This is a genomic window from Paraburkholderia fungorum (assembly GCF_003610895.1).
Taxonomy (GTDB): Bacteria; Pseudomonadota; Gammaproteobacteria; order Burkholderiales; family Burkholderiaceae; genus Paraburkholderia; species Paraburkholderia fungorum_B.
In genome coordinates, this window is the sequence record NZ_MCAS01000001.1 from 426,494 (window position 1) to 448,391 (window position 21,898).

The 21,898-nt window shown below is 62.8% G+C and carries 19 protein-coding genes; 8 read left to right on the plus strand and 11 right to left on the minus strand.

Annotated features, from left to right (window positions below):
• Nucleotides 1-58: 58 nt before the first annotated feature.
• The 9 genes from BCY88_RS01795 to nac form a co-directional block, all read right to left on the minus strand.
• Nucleotides 59-2,842, minus strand: coding sequence for a phosphoenolpyruvate carboxylase (locus BCY88_RS01795; RefSeq protein WP_120342545.1), 2,784 nt, complete (start codon nt 2,840-2,842; stop codon nt 59-61).
• An 8-nt stretch (nt 2,843-2,850) separates the two neighbouring features.
• Entirely contained in the window at nt 2,851-3,609 is a 759-nt protein-coding gene (locus tag BCY88_RS01800) for an SDR family oxidoreductase (RefSeq protein WP_120342546.1), read from the minus strand.
• A gap of 207 nt (nt 3,610-3,816) precedes the next feature.
• A complete protein-coding gene (locus tag BCY88_RS01805) occupies nt 3,817-4,584 on the minus strand; it encodes a LamB/YcsF family protein (protein ID WP_120342547.1) in 768 nt (255 codons plus the stop codon).
• Nucleotides 4,585-4,665: 81 nt separating this feature from the next.
• On the minus strand, nt 4,666-5,133 hold the full coding sequence (locus tag BCY88_RS01810) for a biotin/lipoyl-containing protein (RefSeq protein ID WP_120342548.1): 468 nt from the start codon (nt 5,131-5,133) through the stop codon (nt 4,666-4,668).
• Nucleotides 5,134-5,136: 3 nt separating this feature from the next.
• Nucleotides 5,137-6,153, minus strand: coding sequence for a 5-oxoprolinase subunit C family protein (locus BCY88_RS01815; protein WP_120342549.1), 1,017 nt, complete (start codon nt 6,151-6,153; stop codon nt 5,137-5,139).
• Nucleotides 6,150-6,821, minus strand: coding sequence for a 5-oxoprolinase subunit PxpB (gene pxpB, locus BCY88_RS01820; RefSeq protein ID WP_259461188.1), 672 nt, complete (start codon nt 6,819-6,821; stop codon nt 6,150-6,152). Before pxpB ends, BCY88_RS01815 begins: the two co-directional genes overlap by 4 nt.
• Before the next feature lie 83 nt (nt 6,822-6,904).
• The gene (gene accC, locus BCY88_RS01825) at nt 6,905-8,257 is read right to left on the minus strand and encodes an acetyl-CoA carboxylase biotin carboxylase subunit (protein WP_120342551.1); all 1,353 of its coding nucleotides are present in this window, start codon (nt 8,255-8,257) and stop codon (nt 6,905-6,907) included.
• 6 nt (nt 8,258-8,263) lie between these two features.
• The gene (accB, locus tag BCY88_RS01830) at nt 8,264-8,764 is read right to left on the minus strand and encodes an acetyl-CoA carboxylase biotin carboxyl carrier protein (protein ID WP_120342552.1); all 501 of its coding nucleotides are present in this window, start codon (nt 8,762-8,764) and stop codon (nt 8,264-8,266) included.
• Nucleotides 8,765-8,986: 222 nt separating this feature from the next.
• Nucleotides 8,987-9,913: a nitrogen assimilation transcriptional regulator NAC gene (nac, locus tag BCY88_RS01835; RefSeq protein ID WP_120342553.1), complete on the minus strand. Its 927-nt coding sequence runs from the start codon at nt 9,911-9,913 to the stop codon at nt 8,987-8,989.
• A gap of 275 nt (nt 9,914-10,188) precedes the next feature.
• Here nac and BCY88_RS01840 point away from each other — a divergent pair, with 275 nt between their 5' ends.
• From BCY88_RS01840 to BCY88_RS01865, 6 genes are all read left to right on the plus strand, one after another.
• A complete protein-coding gene (locus tag BCY88_RS01840) occupies nt 10,189-11,397 on the plus strand; it encodes an aspartate transaminase (RefSeq protein ID WP_120342554.1) in 1,209 nt (402 codons plus the stop codon).
• Nucleotides 11,398-11,567: 170 nt separating this feature from the next.
• The gene (locus BCY88_RS01845) at nt 11,568-12,641 is read left to right on the plus strand and encodes a porin (RefSeq protein ID WP_259461189.1); all 1,074 of its coding nucleotides are present in this window, start codon (nt 11,568-11,570) and stop codon (nt 12,639-12,641) included.
• 195 nt (nt 12,642-12,836) lie between these two features.
• Nucleotides 12,837-13,979: a Re/Si-specific NAD(P)(+) transhydrogenase subunit alpha gene (locus BCY88_RS01850; protein WP_120342556.1), complete on the plus strand. Its 1,143-nt coding sequence runs from the start codon at nt 12,837-12,839 to the stop codon at nt 13,977-13,979.
• Nucleotides 13,980-13,989: 10 nt separating this feature from the next.
• Nucleotides 13,990-14,322 carry an NAD(P) transhydrogenase subunit alpha part 2 gene (locus tag BCY88_RS01855; protein ID WP_120342557.1) on the plus strand — a complete coding sequence of 111 codons (333 nt, stop codon included), beginning with the start codon at nt 13,990-13,992 and terminating at the stop codon, nt 14,320-14,322.
• The gene (locus BCY88_RS01860) at nt 14,319-15,758 is read left to right on the plus strand and encodes an NAD(P)(+) transhydrogenase (Re/Si-specific) subunit beta (protein ID WP_120342558.1); all 1,440 of its coding nucleotides are present in this window, start codon (nt 14,319-14,321) and stop codon (nt 15,756-15,758) included. The genes BCY88_RS01855 and BCY88_RS01860 overlap by 4 nt, the downstream gene beginning before the upstream one ends.
• Nucleotides 15,759-15,870: 112 nt before the next feature.
• Entirely contained in the window at nt 15,871-16,905 is a 1,035-nt protein-coding gene (locus tag BCY88_RS01865) for an L-idonate 5-dehydrogenase (protein WP_120342559.1), read from the plus strand.
• A gap of 149 nt (nt 16,906-17,054) precedes the next feature.
• Here the strand turns inward: BCY88_RS01865 and BCY88_RS01870 are convergent, their stop codons facing one another.
• Nucleotides 17,055-17,723: an RraA family protein gene (locus BCY88_RS01870; protein ID WP_120342560.1), complete on the minus strand. Its 669-nt coding sequence runs from the start codon at nt 17,721-17,723 to the stop codon at nt 17,055-17,057.
• 167 nt (nt 17,724-17,890) lie between these two features.
• On the minus strand, nt 17,891-18,280 hold the full coding sequence (locus BCY88_RS01875) for a hypothetical protein (RefSeq protein WP_120342561.1): 390 nt from the start codon (nt 18,278-18,280) through the stop codon (nt 17,891-17,893).
• A gap of 457 nt (nt 18,281-18,737) precedes the next feature.
• Here BCY88_RS01875 and oxlT point away from each other — a divergent pair, with 457 nt between their 5' ends.
• Nucleotides 18,738-20,069 (plus strand): oxalate/formate MFS antiporter, encoded by a 1,332-nt coding sequence (gene oxlT, locus BCY88_RS01880; protein WP_120342562.1) that lies wholly within the window; start codon nt 18,738-18,740, stop codon nt 20,067-20,069.
• A 64-nt stretch (nt 20,070-20,133) separates the two neighbouring features.
• A complete protein-coding gene (gene oxc, locus BCY88_RS01885; protein ID WP_120342563.1) occupies nt 20,134-21,876 on the plus strand; it encodes an oxalyl-CoA decarboxylase in 1,743 nt (580 codons plus the stop codon).
• Nucleotides 21,877-21,898: the final 22 nt, after the last annotated feature.

The window sequence follows — 21,898 nt, forward strand, 5'->3', positions numbered from 1 at the left end:
CTTGTTGGGCTCTGATGAACGATCGTCTCGCGCGAACGTCGCGCAAGGGTCAAGCGGGTTAGCCGAATGCGCCGACCTCGTGGGTCACCGCAGTCGATATTTCGCGAATGCAATCGAATAGCCGCGACATCGGCACAAAAATCTCGGCGTGCTCGCGCGCGTAGGGTCCGGTCGCGCGGGGTCCTGCCGGCTCGGCGTAGTCGAAGGCAATCGAGTGATCGGCGTTCTCCGGGAATATCTCCGCCAGCAAGGGCAAGACCGCCGGCATGTCGAGGCCGATGATCGCGCTGTGCAATCCTTCCGCCGTCACACCCGGACGCGGCGCGAACTCGGGAATGTGCGTGGCATGCAGCCAGATCCGATGAATCAGCGCGAGCCGCAGCGCGTGCAGCAGCGTTTCCCGATCGCTCATCCCCACACGCTCCGGCCATGCGGCGCGCAGGGCGAGATCGTCGGCGAGCGCGCGGCGAAACATCGCCTGTAAAGCGGCCGATGCGCCAGGCCGATCGAGCGTCGAGGCGACCGCAAGCAACGCGACGCGATGATCTTCGTCCGCGGCATGAAGCGCGCGATCGAGCCACATGCCGGGGTCCAGTGTCGAGACGACCGCTCGAAGCACTTCGATGTCCGAATGGGTGAGCGCACAGCGCGCAAAGTCGAGCGCGCGGCGAAAGCGGCGGCTGCCGTTGCGCATCTGCGTGAACACCTCGGGTTGCCGGGCGGCCGCCGCGCCGAGCCCGTGTAATGTGTTCGCGCACCAGCCGAACTGCTGCAAGATCGCGTTGTTCGGAATGGCCCGCAACTCGCGCGGATGATTGATACGCGTGCGCGCGGCCGCGCCGTCGCTCTGCCGCGCGGCGGGCCGCGATCCTGTACGGTCCAGCAGCGCCGGGCCGAATGCACCGAGAATCGCGGTGTACCCAGCGTCTTCGACGAGCTCCGTCATCGTGGCGCGGATCGAACCGAAGAAGTCGCTTGCAAAGTCCGGATCGGCGTAGATGGGATCGTCAACCGGGCCGACCGGTCGATGGAATGCGTGCTCAGCGAGGCGCGCGACAGTCGCGAGGGCCAGTTCACGCGTACCGAACAGCAGATAACCGTCGCCACCCTGAAACGCGCTTTCTTCGCGGACCGGATGGCCCGCGTCGTTGAGCGCGTGCCGTGACGCCGTTGGAGAAAGATACTTGAGACGGTCGGCCAGCGAGCCAGGATGCGCGCCCCGCCCAATGCTCTCGCCATGCGTGTCGAACAGCACGACCTCGACACCGTGAATGCCGTGCCGTGCGAGTGTCTGTGCAATCTTCAGCCGCAGCCGTTCAATCAGAAAGCTGGCGGCCAATTGGCCGACATAGCGCCCGGAGTCGGAGTAGCCGAACTGCAATGCGATACGTCCATGCAGTTGCACATAGGCGCGGTAATGCGCGCTATTGAGCGCTTCGTCGAGCACATGCGCGCCATGTTCGAGCGCTTCCGCCGTTTCGAACAGCGGGCTGATTTCGATGTGCCGTTCAACGCCAAACAGCTTCGCGAGCCACAAAGCGGTGAGCAGGGTGTAGCCGCTTTCGGTCTCCGCGATCAGGAGACGCACCGGCGTCGAGCTGTCGATATGCTTCACCAGTTGCGCGACCGTCATCATCATCCGCACCGCCGTGGCCTGCTCGACCAGCAGCGAGCCGAAGTCGACCGGAACGGCTTCCACCTTGTCGAGCGCCACATTGATTGCGGCCAGCATGGCGCGGCGATGCGAAGGTGCATCCACGGGATCGACAATGTTCAGGCGATGACGCGCTGCATTGTGCAACTGGGTGGCATTCAGGCGGACGTGCGTATGGGCGAGCGCCAAGCCATGCGCGGCGAGACCCGCGCGCGCGACGCACAAAGCGAGCCGTTCGCTGCCGGCCGCCTGTGCGATTGCGTCTTCGAACAGCGCGAGCAACGGTGCCGACGAAACGCATGCTTCGTCGCGACGCTCGATCAGGGTCCGCGCGAAATGCGACACGCGTTGCGGGTCCGGGCTCGACGGGCATGCCGCGATCTGCAAATCGAGCGCCGCGAGCGCGGTGTCGACGCGGCACGAGAGCGGCCGCGCGCTCGCAATTTCCAGCAGTTGCGTACGAAGCCGCGCCAGCTGAAGACGCTTGATATGCAGCCGCAGGCGCAAGGTATCCCACCAGCCGATGTCCGTGCGCCCATCCGTGTCGTAGCCGACCCACGTCGAAATCACCAGCGGCCGCGGAACCAGGGTTGTCCAGCGCTCGGGCCATGCGTCGCGCGCCGCCGATAACAACGCGGCGTTGAAGCGATCCAGCGCATCACGGCCGTTGGCGATCGCGACAGCAGCCTGCTCGAATTCGTCGACCAGCGTGACCGGTAGAGGCCGGTGCGATTCGAACCGCTCCAGCATGGCGCCGCACGCGTGTTCCGCGAGATGCCGCCCGACCTGCGGCGGCAGCGCAAACGTTGGATGGCCCGTAAATACCGCGGCATAGCGCGTGCGCTCCAGCTGAGCACGAAACTCGTCCCATCCGAGTTTGTCTTTCGAAGCGCCCGAAAACAGCACGTTGCGCGCAACCTCGGCCAACGCGTTTTCATTCACGTCCGGATCGACACTGCCGACGTAGCGTGCAAGACGCGCGGCACGATCCGAGAACGCCTGGTCGCGAAGGTAGCGGATCAGCGCCACGACAGCATCGTGGTCGATCTCATCGCTCTCGATCCGCCGCATGACGTCGAACGCGATCGACAGAACCGGATTGCCGAACGGATCGCCGCTCACCCGGGCGCGGGTGCGGGCTACCAGTGCGAACAGCTGGTCTGCCAGGGCGGCGGGATTCGAAGACATGCTGACACTTACTCGTCGTGGTCGGCCGGATTGCGCTTGATCGTCGTCAGGCCGCCCGGCACCTGCAGCGTGGGCAGAATCTCCATATTGCTGATGTTGACGGCGAGCGGCGCGGCGATCGCAAAGGCGATGGCATCGGCAATATCGGACGGCAGCGGCAATTCGAAGCCGTCGATAAACTGCTTGCGCGCCGCCTCAATGTCGCCGTGCACGTGGCCAAAGATATCGGTGGCGACCCGGCCCGGACAGATCTCCGTCACACGCACACGCTTACCGGTCGCGTCCACGCGCAGTTGGCGCGACAACGCATGAATGCCGGCTTTCGTCGCGTGATAAATGGAGTTGCCGTTGAAATTGTAGATCGCCGCGATCGAACTGATGTTGACGATATGACCGCGATCGCGCGCCACCATGCCCGGCATGGTCAGCCGCACGAGATGCAGAACCGCTTGCAGATTGACTTCCACCTGCACGTCGATGTCTTCGACACCCGCGTCGAGAATCGAACCCTTGCGCGATACGCCGGCGTTGTTCACGACGATATCGAACGGCACGTCCTGTGTGAGCTTCGTGACGGCCGGCAGATCGCACACGTCGATCGCGTGCGGGATGCAACCGGTTCGCTCGGCCAGCTCGTTCAGACGATCAGCGTTGCGGGCGAGCGCGTGCACTTCGAGTCCTTCGCGGCAGAAGCGCTCGACGATCGCAGCGCCCATTCCGGTCGAAGCGCCTGTCACCAGCGCGGTCTTATAGTCTGAAAACGGCATGAGTAACCTCTATCTTGTTCTGAACGGTCGCCCTTCGAGGCGTGCGATGAGCCTGTTACCAATGTATACGCCGGGAAAACACGGAGCAAAGACGGATTGGCTTTGTAGCGATAAGACTGGCTTATGGTTGGACGGCGGGTTGAACCGCGGGCCGGCCTGCGAGTTGAACCACCCGCCCTGCCCAACGCCGATTGCCCGCCGCGGCGCCTAGCGAACGAGTTGCGACACGGGCACGACCCGTCCGCCCGCCGATTCGATCACACCGCGCACCGTGCGCGCGAGTTCGACGGCGCCGGGCGTATCGCCGTGCAGCAGGATCGACTGGACCGCAACCTTGAGCTTATTGCCCGTGATCGTCGTAATCGTGCCCTCTTCGAGTAACGCTTTAACGCGCACCAGGACGGCGGCACGGTCCTTGATGACCGCGCCGTCCAGCTTGCGCGACACCAGTGCGCCCTGATCGTCGTAGGCACGGTCGGCAAGGAACGTGTTCGCCGTACGGATCCCGATGCGCTCGGCGGCCCGTTCGATCTCCGTATTCGTGGACACGCTGATGATCAGATCGCGATCGAATTCCGCAACCGCCCGCACGAGCGGCTCCGCCAGTTCATACGACGCTGCCGCCATATTGCCGAGCGCGCCGTGAAAACTCATGTGCGTGACGTGATGTCCCGCCGCTTTCGCGATGCCCGCGAGCGCGCCCAGTTGATACACCACGTAATTCGCCAGTTCGAGCGGGTCCGCCTGAATCTGCCGCCGGCCGAACCCCATCAGGTCGGGAAAGCCGACATGCGCGCCTACATCGATCTGGCGCGCCAACGCCATGCGCACCGTCTTGTCCATAATGACCGGGTCGCCCGCGTGATAGCCGCATGCGACGTTCGCAGACGAAACGATATCGAGCATCGCTTCGTCTTCGCCCATCCGGTACGGCCCGAAGCCTTCGCCCAGGTCCGCGTTCAGATCGATTTCCACAATCCACTCTCCATTCTTCAGGCGCTCCGTGCCGGTAATCCGCAGCGGGCAACGCCGGCTCAATTTCAATTGTCGATACGTCTACGCCAACGGCGAAAGCTCCATCAAACGGGTTCCATAGCCAACCGTCGCACCATGCGCGGCGGCGATCCGTTTGACCACGCCTGCCACTGGCGCGACCACCGGCACGCACAGCTGCGCAATCTGCAGCAGGCCGACGATCTCGCCGGCCTTCACCGGCACGCCTTCATTGACCATCGGCGTTGAACGCGCCGGATGCGTGGTCAGAAAGATGCCGGCCGACTTCGCGGTGATGCCGACGGACTGTTCGTTCGCCAAACTTTCCGGCGTGCCCGTGCGCCCCGTCCGGATGACAGGCGCGGCCGCCGTCGCCGCCGCGTCCACGCCCGCAACGCAGGAAACCTGCTCCATCGTCAAACGAACCGTCGCCCCGGGTTTGCTGATTTCGATGAACTCGATATCGACGGCTGCCAGCCACGACGTGATTTGCCGAAGCTCGCCGATATCCACTTCGATTTTTTGTGTCATGTTTCAGTGTCGGGAGGGACGGAACAGCGCAATAAGATTGCGCACCTTGACGAGATAGCCTTGCAGCTCTTCCAGCGCGATAACGGCGTCCGCATACGTCGTCTGAACGAAGCGAATCTTCGTACCAATGCGCGCTTGTGCAAGCCGCCACAAATCGGCTTCGATCACGGTGCCGATCTTCGGATAGCCGCCCGAAGGCTGCGCGTCCCGAAGCTGGATGATCGGCTGTCCGCTATGCGGCACCTGGATCACACCCGGCACGATCCCATGTGAACGCTTTTCGATCGCGTGCGCCGCAACCAGAGTCGGACCGGCCAGGCGATAGCCGTACCGGTCGCTCTGCGGCGTCACTTTCCAGCCATCGCGCCAGAACGCTTCCAGCGATTCCGGCTGATAGCAGTCGTATTCCGCGGCAGGCAGCACGCGCACCACGGTTTCGCCTGCGTCCGCGGCGGGCAGGGCTAATGGAGCCGGCAACGCGTACTCGGGCGGTACGGTGCCGAATCCCGTCGCGTTGGCGGGATCCTGCAGCATGGCCGGGCTTGCCGCGCCGGCCAGTCCGAGGGCCTTCACCACATCGCCCTTCTGCAACTGGCGGCCGTTGTAGCCGCCGAACTGGCCGCGCAATTGCGTACTGCGCGAACCGAGCACCACGGGCACATCCACGCCGCCCGCCAGCGACAGATAGCAGCGAGTGCCGCTAGTCGGCACGCCGATCGTCAACACGTCGCCCTGTTTCGCCTGCACGGTCCACCACGGCAGCACCGGACGGTCGCCCAGGTGAGCCGAACAATCCGCGCCGGTGACGGCGAACGCAAGGTCTTCGAGGAAGCGGATACGGAACGGAAACATCGGGATCTCTATGCCGGCCGCGTCGTCCGGATTGCCAAGCAATAGATTACCGATCGCGAGCGCGAGGCGGTCCATCGCGCCGGCCGTCCCAACGCCGTAACGCAGATAGCCTTCACGCCCCTGGTCCTGCACCGTCGCGAGTGCGGCCGAAGACAAGATCTCGATCATGGAACAATCCTCTCGACGCGAAAACGGATCATGTCGCCGGGCGCGAGCGTCGCCGGATTGTCACGCGCGGGGTCGAAAAACGACATCGACGTATGACCGATGGTGTTCCAGCCGCTCGGTCCCGCCGATGCCGAGACTCCCGTCTGCACGCCGCCGATCGACACCGCGCCGCCGGGCAGGCCCAGCACCGGCACCTTGCGTCGCGGCGTGGCGATACGCGGGTCCATTCCGCCCAGATAGCAGTAACCCGGATGGCTGCCGAGCGCATAGACCGTATAGAGCGGGGCGCAGTGCAACTGCACGACCTCGTCGACAGACAAGCCGGTGTGATTCACCACGTCCTGCAGATGCGGTCCGAACTCGCCGCCATATTCCACCGGCAACTCCACCACCTTCCCTTCGATCTGCAATTCGCTCGCCGTGGCCCATGCGCTGCGCAACGCCGTGCCGAAGGAATCCGGGTCTGCCGGCGGCGTGGAAAACGTCAGCATCAGATTCGTCACGCCCGGCACCGCTTCGCGTACGCCTGCCCAGGATTCGACCTCGCGGGCCAGCGTCCAGATGCGGCGCTGCGTGCGCAGATCGAGTGCGCCCGGTGCTTCGAACAGCATGGCCGTCGTGCCCAGCATGCTGATGCAAAGCGGCTGCTCCGATTCATCCTGTTTCATTGCAAGGGCGGTCCTCTGTGAATCCCGTCGCAGCCGTCCGACTGCGTCCGCGTGCACGATCGACGCATGTTCAACCGTCAGCGTCATGTCTGTTTCCTCTTGGCGAGCCAGCGCTCCAGATGATGAATGTCGACCCCGCCCGCAACGAATCCTTCGTCCTCGAGCATGGCCTGATGCAATGGCACGTTGGTGCGAATGCCTTCGACGCGCATCTCCGAGAGTGCGAGGCGCATGCGCGCCAGCGCCTCTTCACGGGTTGCGCCGTGCGTGATCACCTTGGCGATCAACGAATCGTAATAGGGCGGCACGAGCGCGCCGCCGCTCATATGCGAGTCCACCCGTACACCGTTGCCACCCGGCAGTTCCCACACGGAAATCTTCCCCGGGCAAGGCGCGAATGTGAATGGGTCCTCGGCGTTGATCCGGCATTCCAGCGAATGACCCAGCGGGCGAATGTCCGATTGACGAAGGGTCAACGCGTGCCCCTGGGCGATCCGGATCTGTTCGCGCACGATGTCGATACCCGAGGTCATCTCCGTCACGGGATGCTCGACCTGCAAGCGCGTGTTCATTTCGATGAAATAGAACTGGCCATTCTCGAACAGGAATTCGAAGGTACCCGCGCCGCGATAATTCGTCTGCCGGCAGGCTTCGACGCAACGCTCGCCTACTTGCCGGATCAGCGCCGGATCGATGCCAGGCGCGGGCGCCTCTTCCAGCACCTTCTGATGACGCCGTTGCAGCGAACAGTCACGCGAACCGAGCCACAACGCGTTGCCATGCGTATCGCACAAGACCTGAATTTCAACGTGACGCGGATGCTCGAGAAACTTCTCGACATAAAGCTCGGGTTTGCCAAACGCGCGGCGCGCTTCCTCGCGCGTCACCGACACGGCCTCGAGCAACTGTTCGGGGCCCGGCACGACGCGCATGCCTCGGCCGCCACCGCCACCCGCCGCCTTGACGATCACCGGATAGCCGATTTCATCGGCCGCTCGCAGGATCTGCGCCGGGTCGTCCGGCAGACCGCCGTCCGGCCCCGGAACACAGGGCACACCCGCTGCACGCATGGCCCGTTTGGCGGCGACTTTGTCGCCCATGATCCGAATGGACTCGGGTTCAGGGCCGATGAACACCATGCCCGCCGCCTCGACCTGTGCGGCAAACTCGGCGTTTTCCGAAAGAAAGCCGTAACCGGGATGAATCGCCTGTGCGCCGCTCACGTGCGCCGCAAAGAGAATCGCGCTCCGGTTCAGATAACTCTGGCCAGGTGCGGCAGGACCGATGCACAGCGCCTCGTCGGCGAGCCGCACATAGCGTGCCTCGGCGTCGGCCTCGGAATGCACCGCAACGGTTTTAAGGCCCAGTTCACGACAGGCGCGCTGGATTCGAAGCGCGATCTCGCCACGATTGGCAATCAGTACCTTGTTGAACATGGTCGATCAGCCGATCCGGAACAGTGGTTGCCCGGACTCCACTTCGCTGCCAGGCGTCACCAGAATTTCCAGAATGGCGCCGCTGAGCTCGGACTCGATCGCGTTGAACATCTTCATGGCTTCGATCGTGCAGAGCACCTGCCCTGCTTCGATCGTGTCGCCGAGGTTCACGAAAGGCGCCTCGCCGGGCGCCGGTGTCAGATGAACCACGCCGAACATGGGGGCGCACACGAGTTGCGCTTCAGTTTTTTTGCTTGCCTGGGTTGCGGGCGCCACGCGGGCCGGGTCGACTGACGACGCCGGTTCGGCGCTCAGCGCCTCGCCACCCTGAACGCCTGAGGCGGACGCCGTGGTTGCCGGCTCATCGCCCGATGGCGCATCTGCCCGCTTGCCTCGCTGTTTCGCCTTCACGAGCTTGACACGTTCCTCGCCCTCGATGACTTCGAGCTTGGCTAGCGGCGATTCCGCCAGCAGGTCGATCAGCGCCTTAATCTTCTGGAGATCCATCTTTGAGTCCGTGGCCGGTTGGACGCACGCCGGTCGACTGGCGTGCGCGAAGCGCCGTTGGGGCAGCATGACAGCCGATTCGATCTCCGGTTGCCTCGCCCGCGTAACGGCTAGCCTCGTCGCTCCGGCTCACTGCGAACCGGGCGATTGACGATGGACTCAATGTATCCGGCGCATAAAAATTGCGCCAAGACGGTTTGGCTTTGTAGCGATAAGGTGCGCTTATGTATCGGCGCCGGACTCGAAGCGCACGTCGAGCGCGAGGTCGCCGGCCAGTTCCAGCAGGATGTCCTTGACGGCCGCAGCCGGCTCGGAAAGCGGCAGGTGGTCGGACAGACAGACCGACAGAGGAATCTTGATGACGGGCGAAACGATCCGGCATTGCACGACGTCACCCGCCGCCGCCACGACCCGCGCGGTGGAATCGGGCAGGATAGTCGCGCCGATACCCGCGCTCACCGCCGCCGACAGCGTCGACGCGGATTCGATTTCAGCCACCACCTTGGGGATCATCTGCACGCGCGCGAAGCCCTCGTCGACGTACTTGCGCAGATAGTTGTACGGACGCGGCAGCAGCAAGGGCACGTCGCGCAATTCGGTCACGCCGATCTGCTCCTGCGTGATCCCCATGCTGCGCGGCGCGACGAGGAACAGTTCCTCATTCATCAGAAGCTGGAACGACAGACCATGCACGGGCTTGTCGCCGTACAGCACGGCCATGTCCATGCGCCCGTTCATGATCAGCTCGCTCAGCGTGGTGCCGAAATTCTCGTTGATGTAGAGAAGGATATCCGGATGACGGGCACGCACGGTACGTAACAGCGGCAACGACAACGCCGAGGCACCGGTGCCGGGCGCGAGTCCGACCGACACCTGGCCTGACAGCGTCTGACCGGCGCTCTTGACGTCGGCCTGGGCCTGTTCGTACTGGCGCAGGATCAACTGGGCGTGGCGATACAGCGTTGCGCCCGCCTCAGTGGCCGTAACACCCCGCTTGGTCCGCACGAGCAGTTGTTGCTGAAACTCGTCTTCGAGCGTGATCAACTGCTGGCTCAGCGCCGGCTGGGCGATATGAAGCACCTCGGCGGCTTGCGTCAGGCTGCCGATATCGACGATCTTCACGAAGTACTTCAAACGCCGCAGGTTCACGGTAGTCGCGTCTCAACATTAGGGGATGGCAACAATGATAGGGCAAGCGCCGTCCGCCGCACAGTGCCTAAAAAATCTTCCGGCGCGCCCTAGCCGCGCGGGAAAGCCTGCGTATCAGCGTATTCCCGCATGGACTCCGGTCAGCAAAAGCCAGACGCGCACGCGATGCGCCGCGTCATAAGTGGATGTTATTGCGCCAGCGGAAAGACGTCTTGGCTGGAACTTTTTCGCACGCTTAATGTGAAGCCTCATCAAAAGCCGTTGAGGAGTCCAGTGTGAGTGCATCGCGAATTGCCGCCCGCGTCCAGCGAATCAAACCTTCGCCGAGCAGCGCCGCGGCTGACCGGGCCGCGGAATTGCGGCGTCAGGGCAAAACCATCGTCAACCTCGTGGTCGGCGAACCCGATTTCGACACGCCGGCGCACATTCGCCAAGCCGCCTTCGAAGCGATGGAGCGTGGCGAAACACGCTACACGCAAACGGCGGGCACCCCGGCGCTGCGCGCCGCCATCGCGGCAAAGCTGCAACGCGAGAACGGTCTCTCATACGATCCGAAGCACATCATCGTGACGTGCGGCGCCAAGCACGCCATCTTCAACGCGCTCGCCGTCACCGTGGAAGCGGGCGATCAAGTCCTGATTCCCGCCCCGTACTGGGTGTCCTACCCGGACATGGCGCTCGCCTGCGACGGCGACCCGGTGGTCGTGCCCTGCACCGAGGAGGACGGCTTCAAACTGACGCCGGCCAACCTCGAAGCGGCGATCACGCCACGCACGCGCTGGCTGATCATCAATTCGCCGACCAATCCGACCGGCGCGACCTATAGCGCCGAAGAACTGCGCGGCCTGGCGGACGTGTTGCTGCGTTACCCGCAGGTGCTGGTGATGATGGACGACATCTACGAGCACATCCGCTTCGAAGGTGAAGCGTCGCAACACCTGCTGTCGATCGAACCCGAGCTCGGTTCGCGCACCCTGGTCGTCAACGGTGTGTCCAAGACGTATGCGATGACCGGCTGGCGCATTGGCTACGCGGCCGGCCCAGCCGACCTGATCGCCGCCATGGACACGCTCCAGTCCCAATCCACCAGCAACGCCAGTTCGATCAGTCAGGCCGCCGCGCTCGCGGCGCTGAATGGCGATCAGACGTTCGTGCAGCAATCGGTGCAGACCTACAAGGCGCGCCGCGACCGCGCGCTCGAAGCGCTCAACGCGATTCCCGGCATCAGTTGCAAAACGCCGGGCGGCGCCTTCTATCTGTATGTCAATTGCGGCGGCGTGATCGGCCGCACCACGCCGCAAGGCAAGCGCCTCGAGGGCGACGCGGATGTCGTTCTGTATCTGCTCGAGCACGCCGGCGTCGCTCTGGTTGCCGGTTCGGCCTACGGCGTTTCACCTTTCTTCCGGATGTCGATCGCCACGCGTGTCGAGACTATCGATGAAGGTTGCCGGAAGATTGCAGCCGCAGTTGCGGCACTGACCTGAGAGCATGGCGACGACGCAAATACATCGCTCAGCGTAGCGTCGTCGCTTTGCAAAAATAAATGCCGCGCCAAGAGGACGCGGCAGTCGGCTTGGAGTTTCAACTTTTCGTCAATCTGCAAGGGGATCTATTCGTGAAAAAGCATACTTTAGGCATACTAACTGGTTTTGGATTGGCAATCTCCGGAATCGCACACGCGCAGTCGAGTGTCACCTTATACGGCATCATCGACGAGGCGGTGCGCTACGACACCCACCAGAACAAGTCCGGCGGGAAGCTTTTCACGATGGGCAGCGGCGGCCAGATCCAGGGTAGCCGCTGGGGCCTGCAGGGAACCGAGGATCTTGGCGGCGGCCTGGCGGCCATTTTCCAGCTCGAAGGCGGCTTCACACCGAATACCGGTGTGACACAGCAATCCACGCCGTCCGGCACGGCGCGCCTGTTCGGCCGCACCGCGCTGGTCGGGCTGAGCAGTACCGCCTACGGCACGTTGACGATGGGCCGCCAATACACGCTGGTGCATGAAATGGGGTGGACGCACGATATCTATGCGTTCGCCAATTACACCGGCACGGTCGGCTTTCAGGGCGCCGGACTCACCGGTGGCGGGCGTCTGGACAACACCGTGCGCTATACCTCGCCGACGCTCGCCGGCTTCACGCTCAAGGGTGCCTACACGTTCGGCGGGGTAGCGGGCAGTATTCATCAGAACTCGTCGCCGGCTGTCAGCCTCTCCTATGACAAAGGCCCCTTGAGCGTCGGCGCGGCCTACCAGGTCGTCAACGACATTGGTGGCCTGACGCCTGCAACCAGCACCTATGGCAGCACCTACTTCGGCGTGACGATTCCGGACAGCTCGCAAAAGATCTTCACCGCGGGCGCAACCTATAAGTTCGGCGCGGCGAAGGTGTTCGCTTCGTACATCTACAGTCACGTCTATCCGGCCGATTATCGCAACGACTCGTTCTCCACCGCGCTCCAGTACTACATCACGCCCGCACTCGTGCTGGATCTGCCGTTCTACATCGACTTCGTCCATCACGCGGGCCAGAGCGGCACGCGTATCACCGGCGGTCCGACGTTCGATTATTTCCTCAGCAAGCGCACCGACGTCTATGTCGGCGTGGACTACAACCACCTCACCGGCGCATGGACGACCCTCGCCGCCGCTTCCGGCTCCAATCAACCGTTCTACGGCTACAACTCGCTGTTCGAAGCCACGATCGGTTTGCGTCACAAGTTCTAGGACTTGATGCGCTTTTTGCCCTGCTTTTTGCCTCGCTAACCGTCTGTCCGGTGTCCCCCGGCGCCGGCAGACCGCTCCAAAGGCCAGGCTACATCGGGACGTGAGGTCCTGTCCCGATCGTCAACGCGTGGCGCCTCAATCAGAAGGCGGCCCTCGATCCGCCCATTTCGTCCATCCATCCCAGGAGGAACACTCATGAATATCGGCATTCCTGCCGAAAGCCGCGCCGGCGAGACGCGTGTCGCCGGCACGCCGGAAACAGTCAAGAAACTCACCGCACAGGGGCATACCGTTCTGGTGCAAAGCACGGCCGGCGAGCGGGCCCATTTCCCAGACACGGCTTACGAACAGGCCGGTGCAAGGATCGTCGGCCCTGCTGAAGCATTGACCGCCGATCTCGTACTGAAGGTGCAGACCCCGACCGAAGTCGAACTTCAGCACATGAGGCGTGGCGCGATTCTCGTCGGCATGCTCAACCCGTTCGACGTGGATCAGGTCGCCCGGATTCTCGCCGCGGGCGTAGCCGCGTTCGCACTGGAATCGATCCCGCGTACCACTCGCGCGCAAAGCATGGACGTGCTGTCGTCACAAGCCAATATCGCCGGCTACAAGGCCGTGCTGCTGGCGGCGAGCGTGTATCAACGGTTCATGCCCATGCTGATGACGGCCGCCGGCACCGTCAAGGCGGCACGCGTACTCGTGCTCGGCGCGGGTGTCGCGGGCCTGCAGGCGATCGCCACGGCAAAACGGCTGGGCGCGGTGATCGAAGCGTCGGATGTGCGCCCCGCCGTCAAGGAGCAAGTCGAATCGCTGGGCGCGAGGTTTCTCGACGTCCCCTGCGAAACCGACGAAGAGCGTGAAGCGGCCCAGGGCGCAGGCGGCTATGCACGCCCAATGCCGGCCTCGTGGATCGCACGTCAGAGCGCTTTGGTCCACGAACGGGCCAAACAGGCGGATATCGTGATTACGACTGCGCTGATTCCCGGCCGCACGGCCCCTACGCTGCTCGCCGAAGAGACGGTACGCGAGATGAAACCGGGCTCGGTGATCGTCGATCTGGCGGCCGGCAAAGGGAGCAGCGTGGGCGACCGGCACGGCGGCAATTGTCCGCTGACCGAAGCGGATGCGGTGGTGCTGCGCCACGGCGTCCATATCGCAGGCTATACGAATCTGCCGGCCATGGTCGCGACAGATGCCTCTTCGCTCTACGCGCGCAACGTATTCGATTTTCTGAAACTGATCATCGATACGGACGGCAATCTGAAGATCGATACCGGCGACGATATCGTCGCGGCCACCTTGCTGGGTCACGATGCTTCGATGCTGAAAACGGCATAAAGAGACCGCCATGGAACTCATCACTCATACCACCACCAATCTCATCATCTTCGTTCTGGCGATCTATGTCGGTTACCACGTGGTCTGGAACGTAACGCCTGCCCTGCATACGCCGCTGATGGCCGTCACCAACGCGATATCCGCGATTGTCATTGTCGGCGCCATGCTGGCGGCGGGACTGACCGTGGGCGGCGCGGGCAAGGCATTCGGCGCGCTCGCCGTGGCGCTCGCGGCGGTCAACGTATTCGGCGGCTTTCTCGTGACGCGCCGCATGCTTGAAATGTTCAGGAAAAAAGAGCCTAAAAAGGCCGCCGCAAACGAAGCCCATGGAGTCTCGCGATGAGCATGAATGTCGTCACCTTGTTGTACCTCGTCGCCTCCGTGTGCTTCATTCAGGCGCTCAAAGGGCTGTCGAATCCCAAGAGCGCCCGGCTCGGCAATGCCTTCGGCATGGTCGGCATGGCGCTCGCCATTCTGACGACCGTCGCGCTGATTGCAAAACAGGCGCCCTCGCTCGGCTCCGATCTGATGCTCGGGCTGACCGTGCTCGTCGTCGCGCTCATCATCGGCGGTGCGGTCGGCACCGTGGTTGCCGCGCGCGTCGAGATGACCAGAATGCCCGAGTTGATTGCAGCCATGCACTCGTTGATCGGGCTGGCCGCCGTTTGCATCGCCTATGCGGTGGTCGCCGAGCCGTCCGCTTTCGGACTGGCCGCGAGCGGCGGCGAACTGCCCTATGGCAATCGCGTCGAACTGTTCATTGGCACCTTTATCGGCGCGATTACCTTTTCCGGATCGGTGATCGCGTTCGGCAAGCTGTCGGGCAAATACAGGTTCCGCCTGTTTCAGGGCGCACCGGTCGTCTATCGCGGACAGCATGCACTCAATCTCGCACTCGCCATCGCGATGGCCGGCTTCGGAATCGCGTTCTTTCTGACCCAGTCATGGCTGCCGTTCATCGTCATGACGGCGATCGCGTTCGCACTCGGCGTGCTGATCATCATTCCGATCGGCGGCGCCGACATGCCGGTGGTCGTCTCGATGCTCAACTCGTACTCGGGCTGGGCCGCCGCGGGCATCGGCTTCTCGCTGAACAACCCCATGCTGATCATTGCCGGATCGCTGGTCGGCTCGTCGGGCGCCATTCTTTCATACATCATGTGCCGGGCGATGAACCGCTCGTTCTTCAGCGTGCTGCTCGGTGGCTTCGGGGCGGAAGCCGCGGCTGAGGGCGGCGCAAAGCGGGAACAGCGGCCGGTCAAATCGGGTTCCGCCGACGACGCCGCGTTCCTGCTCGGCAATGCGGAATCGGTCGTGATCGTGCCGGGCTATGGTCTCGCGGTCGCACGAGCACAGCATGCGCTGAAGGAGTTGACCGACAAGCTGACCAGCAAAGGCATCGACGTCCGCTATGCGATTCACCCGGTGGCCGGCCGGATGCCGGGTCATATGAACGTGCTGCTCGCCGAAGCGGAAGTGCCGTACGATCAGGTGTTCGAAATGGAGGATATCAACGCGGAGTTCGGCCAGACCGACGTCGTGCTCGTGCTCGGCGCCAACGACGTGGTCAATCCCGCCGCGAAAACAGACCCGGGTTCGCCGATCGCCGGCATGCCGATTCTGGAGGCCTATAAGGCGCGCACCGTGATCGTCAACAAGCGGTCGATGGCATCGGGCTACGCGGGTCTCGACAATGATCTGTTCTATATGGACAAAACGATGATGGTGTTTTCGGACGCCAGGAAGGTCATCGAGAACATGACCCGCGCGCTCGAATAAGCATCCATAAGCGACGATTATCGGCCCAGACAACATCGCTCTTTGTCGAACGGGGTATCAGGCGCTACCGTATAGCGTGCTGACCCCGCATTCACCGTTATAGGTCTCTACCATGCATGCACTCGTGATTCACGCACCACTCGATCTGCGCATCGAGGACGTTCCCACGCCCGAACCGGAGGCCAACCAGTTGCTCGTACGGGTTCGGGCCGGCGGTATCTGCGGGTCCGATCTTCACTACTTCAATCATGGCGGTTTCGGCACGATTCGTATCAAGGAGCCCATGGTGCTCGGCCATGAAGTCTCGGGTGCCGTCTCGCGTGCGGGATCCGGCGTGACGGACATGCCGGCCGGCACGCGGATCTCCATCAGCCCGAGCCGGCCCTGTGGCCTGTGCCAGTACTGTCAGCAAGGGCTGCAGAACCACTGCCTGGATATGCGCTACTACGGCAGCGCGATGCGCACGCCGCACGTACAGGGCGCTTTCCGCCAGGAGATCGTGATCGACCGTTCGCAGGCGCACGTCGTGGCGGACTCGTTGAGCGATGCGGAAGCCGCGATGGCCGAACCGCTCTCGGTCGCACTTCACGCCGTTCGGCGCGCGGGTCCGTTGCTCGGTAAACGGGTACTCGTCACAGGATGCGGCCCGATCGGCGCGTTGATCGTAGCGGCCGCGCGCAGAGCGGGCGCGGCGACGATCGTGGCAACCGACGTCAATACACTGCCGCTCGACAGCGCGAAAAAGGTCGGCGCCGACCTCGCGTTCAATATCGCGGAGACGCCGGACGCGCTCACGCCGTTCGCCGCCGACAAAGGCAGCTTCGACGTTCTGTTCGAGGCAAGCGGCAACGCAGCGGCCTTGCGCGGCGCATTCGACGTGCTCAAACCACGCGGCGTGATCGTCCAGGTCGGCCTCGGTGGCGACATCTCCTTGCCGATCAATGTGATTGTCGCCAAGGAATTCGATCTGCGTGGGGCGTTCCGCTTTCACGAAGAGTTCGCAGTCGCTGTCGAACTGCTGAACAAGGGATTGATCGACGTGAAGCCGTTGATCTCCGGCATCTTCCCGTATCAGGATTCGGTCAAGGCGTTCCAGACGGCGGGTGACCGTTCGAAAGCGATGAAGGTGCTGGTGAGCTTCGATTGATCGCGGCGCGCGTCAGGCGGCGGCTAACGCGCCAAGCCGCGTTAGCCGCCGGGCGTTCATTCATGGCGCAACCACGACTGTCACAGGCCGTAAAAAAACCGACGTCTGCCATGCAGACGTCGGTTTTCGCCCTTCTGCTCCTACGCTGCTCAGTTATTGCAGCGTGCTTCGAGCGCGTCGATAAACGCGCGGTTCCAGCGGCCTTCCTTCATCGCTCGCATGGTTTCGGCTTCCGCTTCCAGAACGGCCAGCGCTTTTTCGATGACATGATCGGCGTCATCCTGCGGGATAGCCAGCAAGCCGTCCTGATCGCCGACCACGATGTCCCCCGGATTCACCACCATTCCGCCGACCGACACCGGCACATTGATCTCTCCCGGGCCGTCTTTGTATGGTCCCCGGTGCGTAACCCCACGCGCGTAAACGGGAAAATCCCGCTCGCGAATTTCCGCGACATCGCGGATCGCGCCATCGACGACCAGGCCGACAACGCCGATATGGGCTGCGTAGAACGACAGAATCCCTCCGACGACGGCATTGTTGAGATCGCCGCCCGCGTCCACGACCAGCACGTCACCCGGACGGCAAAACTCCAGAGCGCGCAGATACGTCAGGTTATCCCCGCCCCGTGAGCGCACGGTCACCGCGGTGCCCGCCATCGTTTTCTTGCCGGGCCGTTGATAGGGATGCAGTCCCACACTGCCGATGTTGCGATGCATGTTGTCGCTGAGTGCAGAGACGGGAATATCACGCAATGCGGTAAGGATCTTGCCGGCAGCCTGAGGCGCCGAGGGATTTTTCCTGATGGCTTTGTACATGGTCGATCTTCGCTTCCGGGTAGAGGGGAGCGGCTCATGCAGGTCAGAAACGAGCACGCACGGCACCGCTGTCACACGGCTATAACGGTATATCTCCCCCACTCATCGCGCCAAGACGGGTTCGCTCTTGCACGATAGGAAACGCTTATGAAACGCAATTGCCGCGACTAGACGCCGGCCAGTGCGGGCAGATCGATCTCGTACGACGCGCGCTCGCGCCGGCCGCCGATGCGCGGTTGACGTACCACCTCGCTCAGATGCGCCGCGCTCTCGACGCGCCTCGGCAGGCTCGCCGGATAGCGGGCGTTTTTCTTCTCGAGAATCGCCCGGCTCAGAAATCCGGGGCTATACGCATTGAGCAGGTGGGCGTGGTGCGCTTCGATGTAGGCCGCGATCCGCGCCTCCTCGCCATCGATCGTGGCCAGCAATGCAAGCGTGCTCGCATCCCAACGGAAGCGCAGACCGAGTTCATCGAAAGCGCTGTTGTATGCGCACAGTTGCGCTTCGACTTCCGCAGCATGCGCGCGCTCATAAGCGTCGAACTGGGACGGGTTCATGATCGTCTCCTTCAGGAAATTGGCATGACCAAGAATAGGAGGACAAATCAATAAACAATAGTTAAAGTTTTTTCGAAAAACGATAGCTATTTATGTATACATTGGTTTTCCCGCGGTGGAGCGACCGAATCGGGATACACGGACGGCTGCGCTGCGCCTCTCGCCACGCTTCAGCTAAAGGCACCAAGTCCATCCATTCGCCATGCTGAATGCAAACCATAAAATGTTTTAATTTTTACTTATCGCTGTTCGCGCGCAGCATCCCCTCAGACGCGCTCCACGCCCAACACCTGTCACCCGTTGTCGTGCGATCGGCGGCTAAAGCTTTTCGTTAGTGCAATTCCCCTGGCCGACCACTGGCGCTTCATTGCCCGCAGAACAATCGGCAAAGAAGCGATTCGATCACGTCAGTCCAACGCGCCACTCGAGCGCGACGGAACTATAGGAGACGAATGACATGGGACATTTCAAGGCATCCCAGAGCGGCAGTACAGCGTTCAGGCATCACCGCTGGGTGCAACTGGCGATCGGCATCGTATGCATGGGACTCGTCGCGAATCTGCAATATGCGTGGACCTTGTTCGTCGTACCAATGGACAACGCGCACCACTGGGGTCAGGCAGCCATCCAGACCGCCTTCACGGTCTTCATCGTCACCGAAACCTGGCTCGTGCCCGTCGAAGGCTGGCTCGTCGATAAGTTCGGGCCGCGTCCGGTTGTGATCGGCGGTTCAGTATGCGCGGCGCTCGGCTGGATCATCGACGCGCATGCGAGCAGTCTCGCCGAGCTCTACATCGCGGCAGTCATCGCCGGTATCGGCGCGGGCTGCGTCTATGGTACCTGCGTGGGCACGGCGCTCAAATGGTTTCCGGACAAACGCGGTCTCGCGGCCGGTTTGACCGCCGCAGGTTTCGGCGCCGGCGCGGCCGTCACCGTGATTCCCATCGCCGACATGATTCAACGCTCGGGTTACGAGCACACGTTCATGTTCTTCGGCATCTTCCAGGGTGTCTGCATTCTGTTGCTCGCCACCCTGCTGATACGACCGAAACCGCCCGCAAGCGCGGTCGCGGCCAAACGCGTGGTTGCCAGCAAGATCGACTACACGCCGGGCGAGATGATTCGTTCACCACTCTTCTGGGTGCTGTATCTGATGTTCGTATTCGTCGCGGCCGGCGGCATCATCGCCACCGCGCAGCTTGGGCCGATTGCGAAGGAATACGGCTTTGCCAAACTGCCGGTGAATCTGCTGGGCGTCACGCTGCCGCTGCTCACCATGACGCTGTCGATCGACAATCTGTGCAACGGCTTTACGCGCCCGTTGTGCGGTTTCCTGTCGGACCGCATTGGCCGCGAGAACACCATGTTCATGATCTTTCTCGGCGAAGGCGTAGCGCTCCTAGGGCTCATGCAGTTCGGCCATAACCCCTACGCATTCATGTTCTTCGCCGCCGCCGTGTTCCTGTGCTGGGGCGAGATCTTCTCGATCTTCCCGGCAACCTGCGCGGACACGTTCGGCAGCAAATACGCCGCGGCCAATGCCGGCACGCTCTATACCGCGAAGGGCACCGCGTCGATGCTGGTGCCGATCGCATCGGTGCTGTCGGCCAACGGCGGCTGGAGCACCGTGTTCATCTCGGCGGCGGTGATTTCGATCGCCGCGGCCGTGTCCGCGAAGTTCATTCTCGCCCCCATGAGAAAGCGCTGGATCGAGAACTCGGGCGCGCCGGCCGGCGCAGTCATCGCCGAAGCACGGTTGCAGCCGTTGCCTGGCGGTTCGCCTGAATAAACAACACCGTGAGCGCGCAACTCACGACGAATCCCACGAAGCCCCGTGACCAAGGAGACACATCATGGCAGAAGCCGATAGGCCCGCAGCAGAAGCGACCCCGACGCAACAGGCAACCGAGACGACCGATGGATTTCACCTCGTCATCGACGCGCTGAAACTGAACGACATCGACACGATCTTTGGTCTTGTCGGTATCCCGATCACCGATCTCGCGCGGCTTGCGCAAGCCGAAGGGATGCGTTTCATCGGTTTTCGGCATGAACAGCACGCGGGCAACGCAGCGGCCATTAGCGGTTTCATGACGCAGAAACCGGGGATCTGTCTGACGGTATCGGCGCCGGGTTTTCTCAACGGCCTGACCGCGCTCGCCAACGCCACCACCAACTGCTTCCCGATGATCCTGATCAGTGGTTCGAGCGAGCGCGAGATTGTCGATTTGCAGCAGGGCGATTACGAGGAAATGGATCAGCTAAATGCCGCCAAGCCGTATGCGAAGGCCGCGTACCGCGTGCTGCACGCCGAAGACATCGGCATCGGCGTGGCGCGTGCGATCCGCGCGGCGGTGTCGGGCCGCCCGGGCGGCGTATATCTGGATTTGCCGGCCAAACTGCTCGCGCAGACGATGGATGCCGTGAAGGCGCAGCAGTCGCTGGTCAAGGTGGTCGACGCCGCGCCGCGTCAGTTGCCGGCGCCGGAATCGATTAGCCGTGCGATCGACGTGCTCAGGAGCGCAAAGCGTCCGCTGATTCTGCTCGGCAAGGGCGCCGCATACGCGCAGGCAGACGCCGAAATCCGCGCGTTCGTCGAGCAAAGCGGCATTCCGTATCTGCCGATGTCGATGGCCAAGGGGCTGTTGCCCGATACGCACGAGCAATCGGCTTCGGCGGCGCGCTCATTCGTCCTGCAGGAAGCCGACGTTGTCGTGCTGATCGGCGCGCGCTTGAACTGGCTGCTCTCGCACGGCAAGGGAAAAACGTGGGGCGCAGCGCCGAAGAAATTCGTCCAGGTCGATATTTCACCGACAGAAATCGACAGCAATGTCGCGATTGCCGCGCCCGTGATCGGCGATATCGGCTCGTGCGTGGCGGCCTTGCGCGCCGGCCTCGATGCGGGATTTTTGAAGCCGGACGCGGAATGGATCGGCGCGATTGCCGGGCGCAAGAGCAAGAACCTCGCAAAGATGGCGGCCACGCTCGACCAGAACCCCTCGCCGATGAATTTCCACAGCGCGTTGCGTGCGATCCGCGATGTGCTGAAGACGCGCCCGGATATCAACGTCGTCAACGAAGGCGCGAATACGCTCGATTACGCGCGCAGCATCATCGATATGTATGAGCCGCGCAAACGCTTCGATTCCGGCACGTGGGGAATCATGGGTATCGGCATGGGCTTCGCGATCGGTGCGGCTGTGACCAGCGGCAAACCGGTTGTCGCGATCGAAGGCGACAGCGCGTTCGGTTTCAGCGGCATGGAACTCGAAACCATCTGCCGCTACGACTTGCCGGTTTGCACGATCGTGTTCAACAACAACGGCGTGTATCGCGGCACCGACGTGAACCCAACGGGCGGCAAAGACGTCGCACCCACCGTCTTCGTGAAGGGTGCGCGCTACGACAGGATGATCGAAGCATTCGGCGGTGTGGGCCACCACGCCACCACGCCGGAAGAGCTGACGAAGGCATTACTCGAAGCGATCGCCTCGGGCAAACCGACCTTGATCAATGCCGTGATCGATGAAGCAGCCGGCACCGAAAGCGGCCGCCTGACCAATCTGAATCCGCAAAGCGCGGCGATGAAAAAGTGATCCAGCGTAACCACGGAGAAAC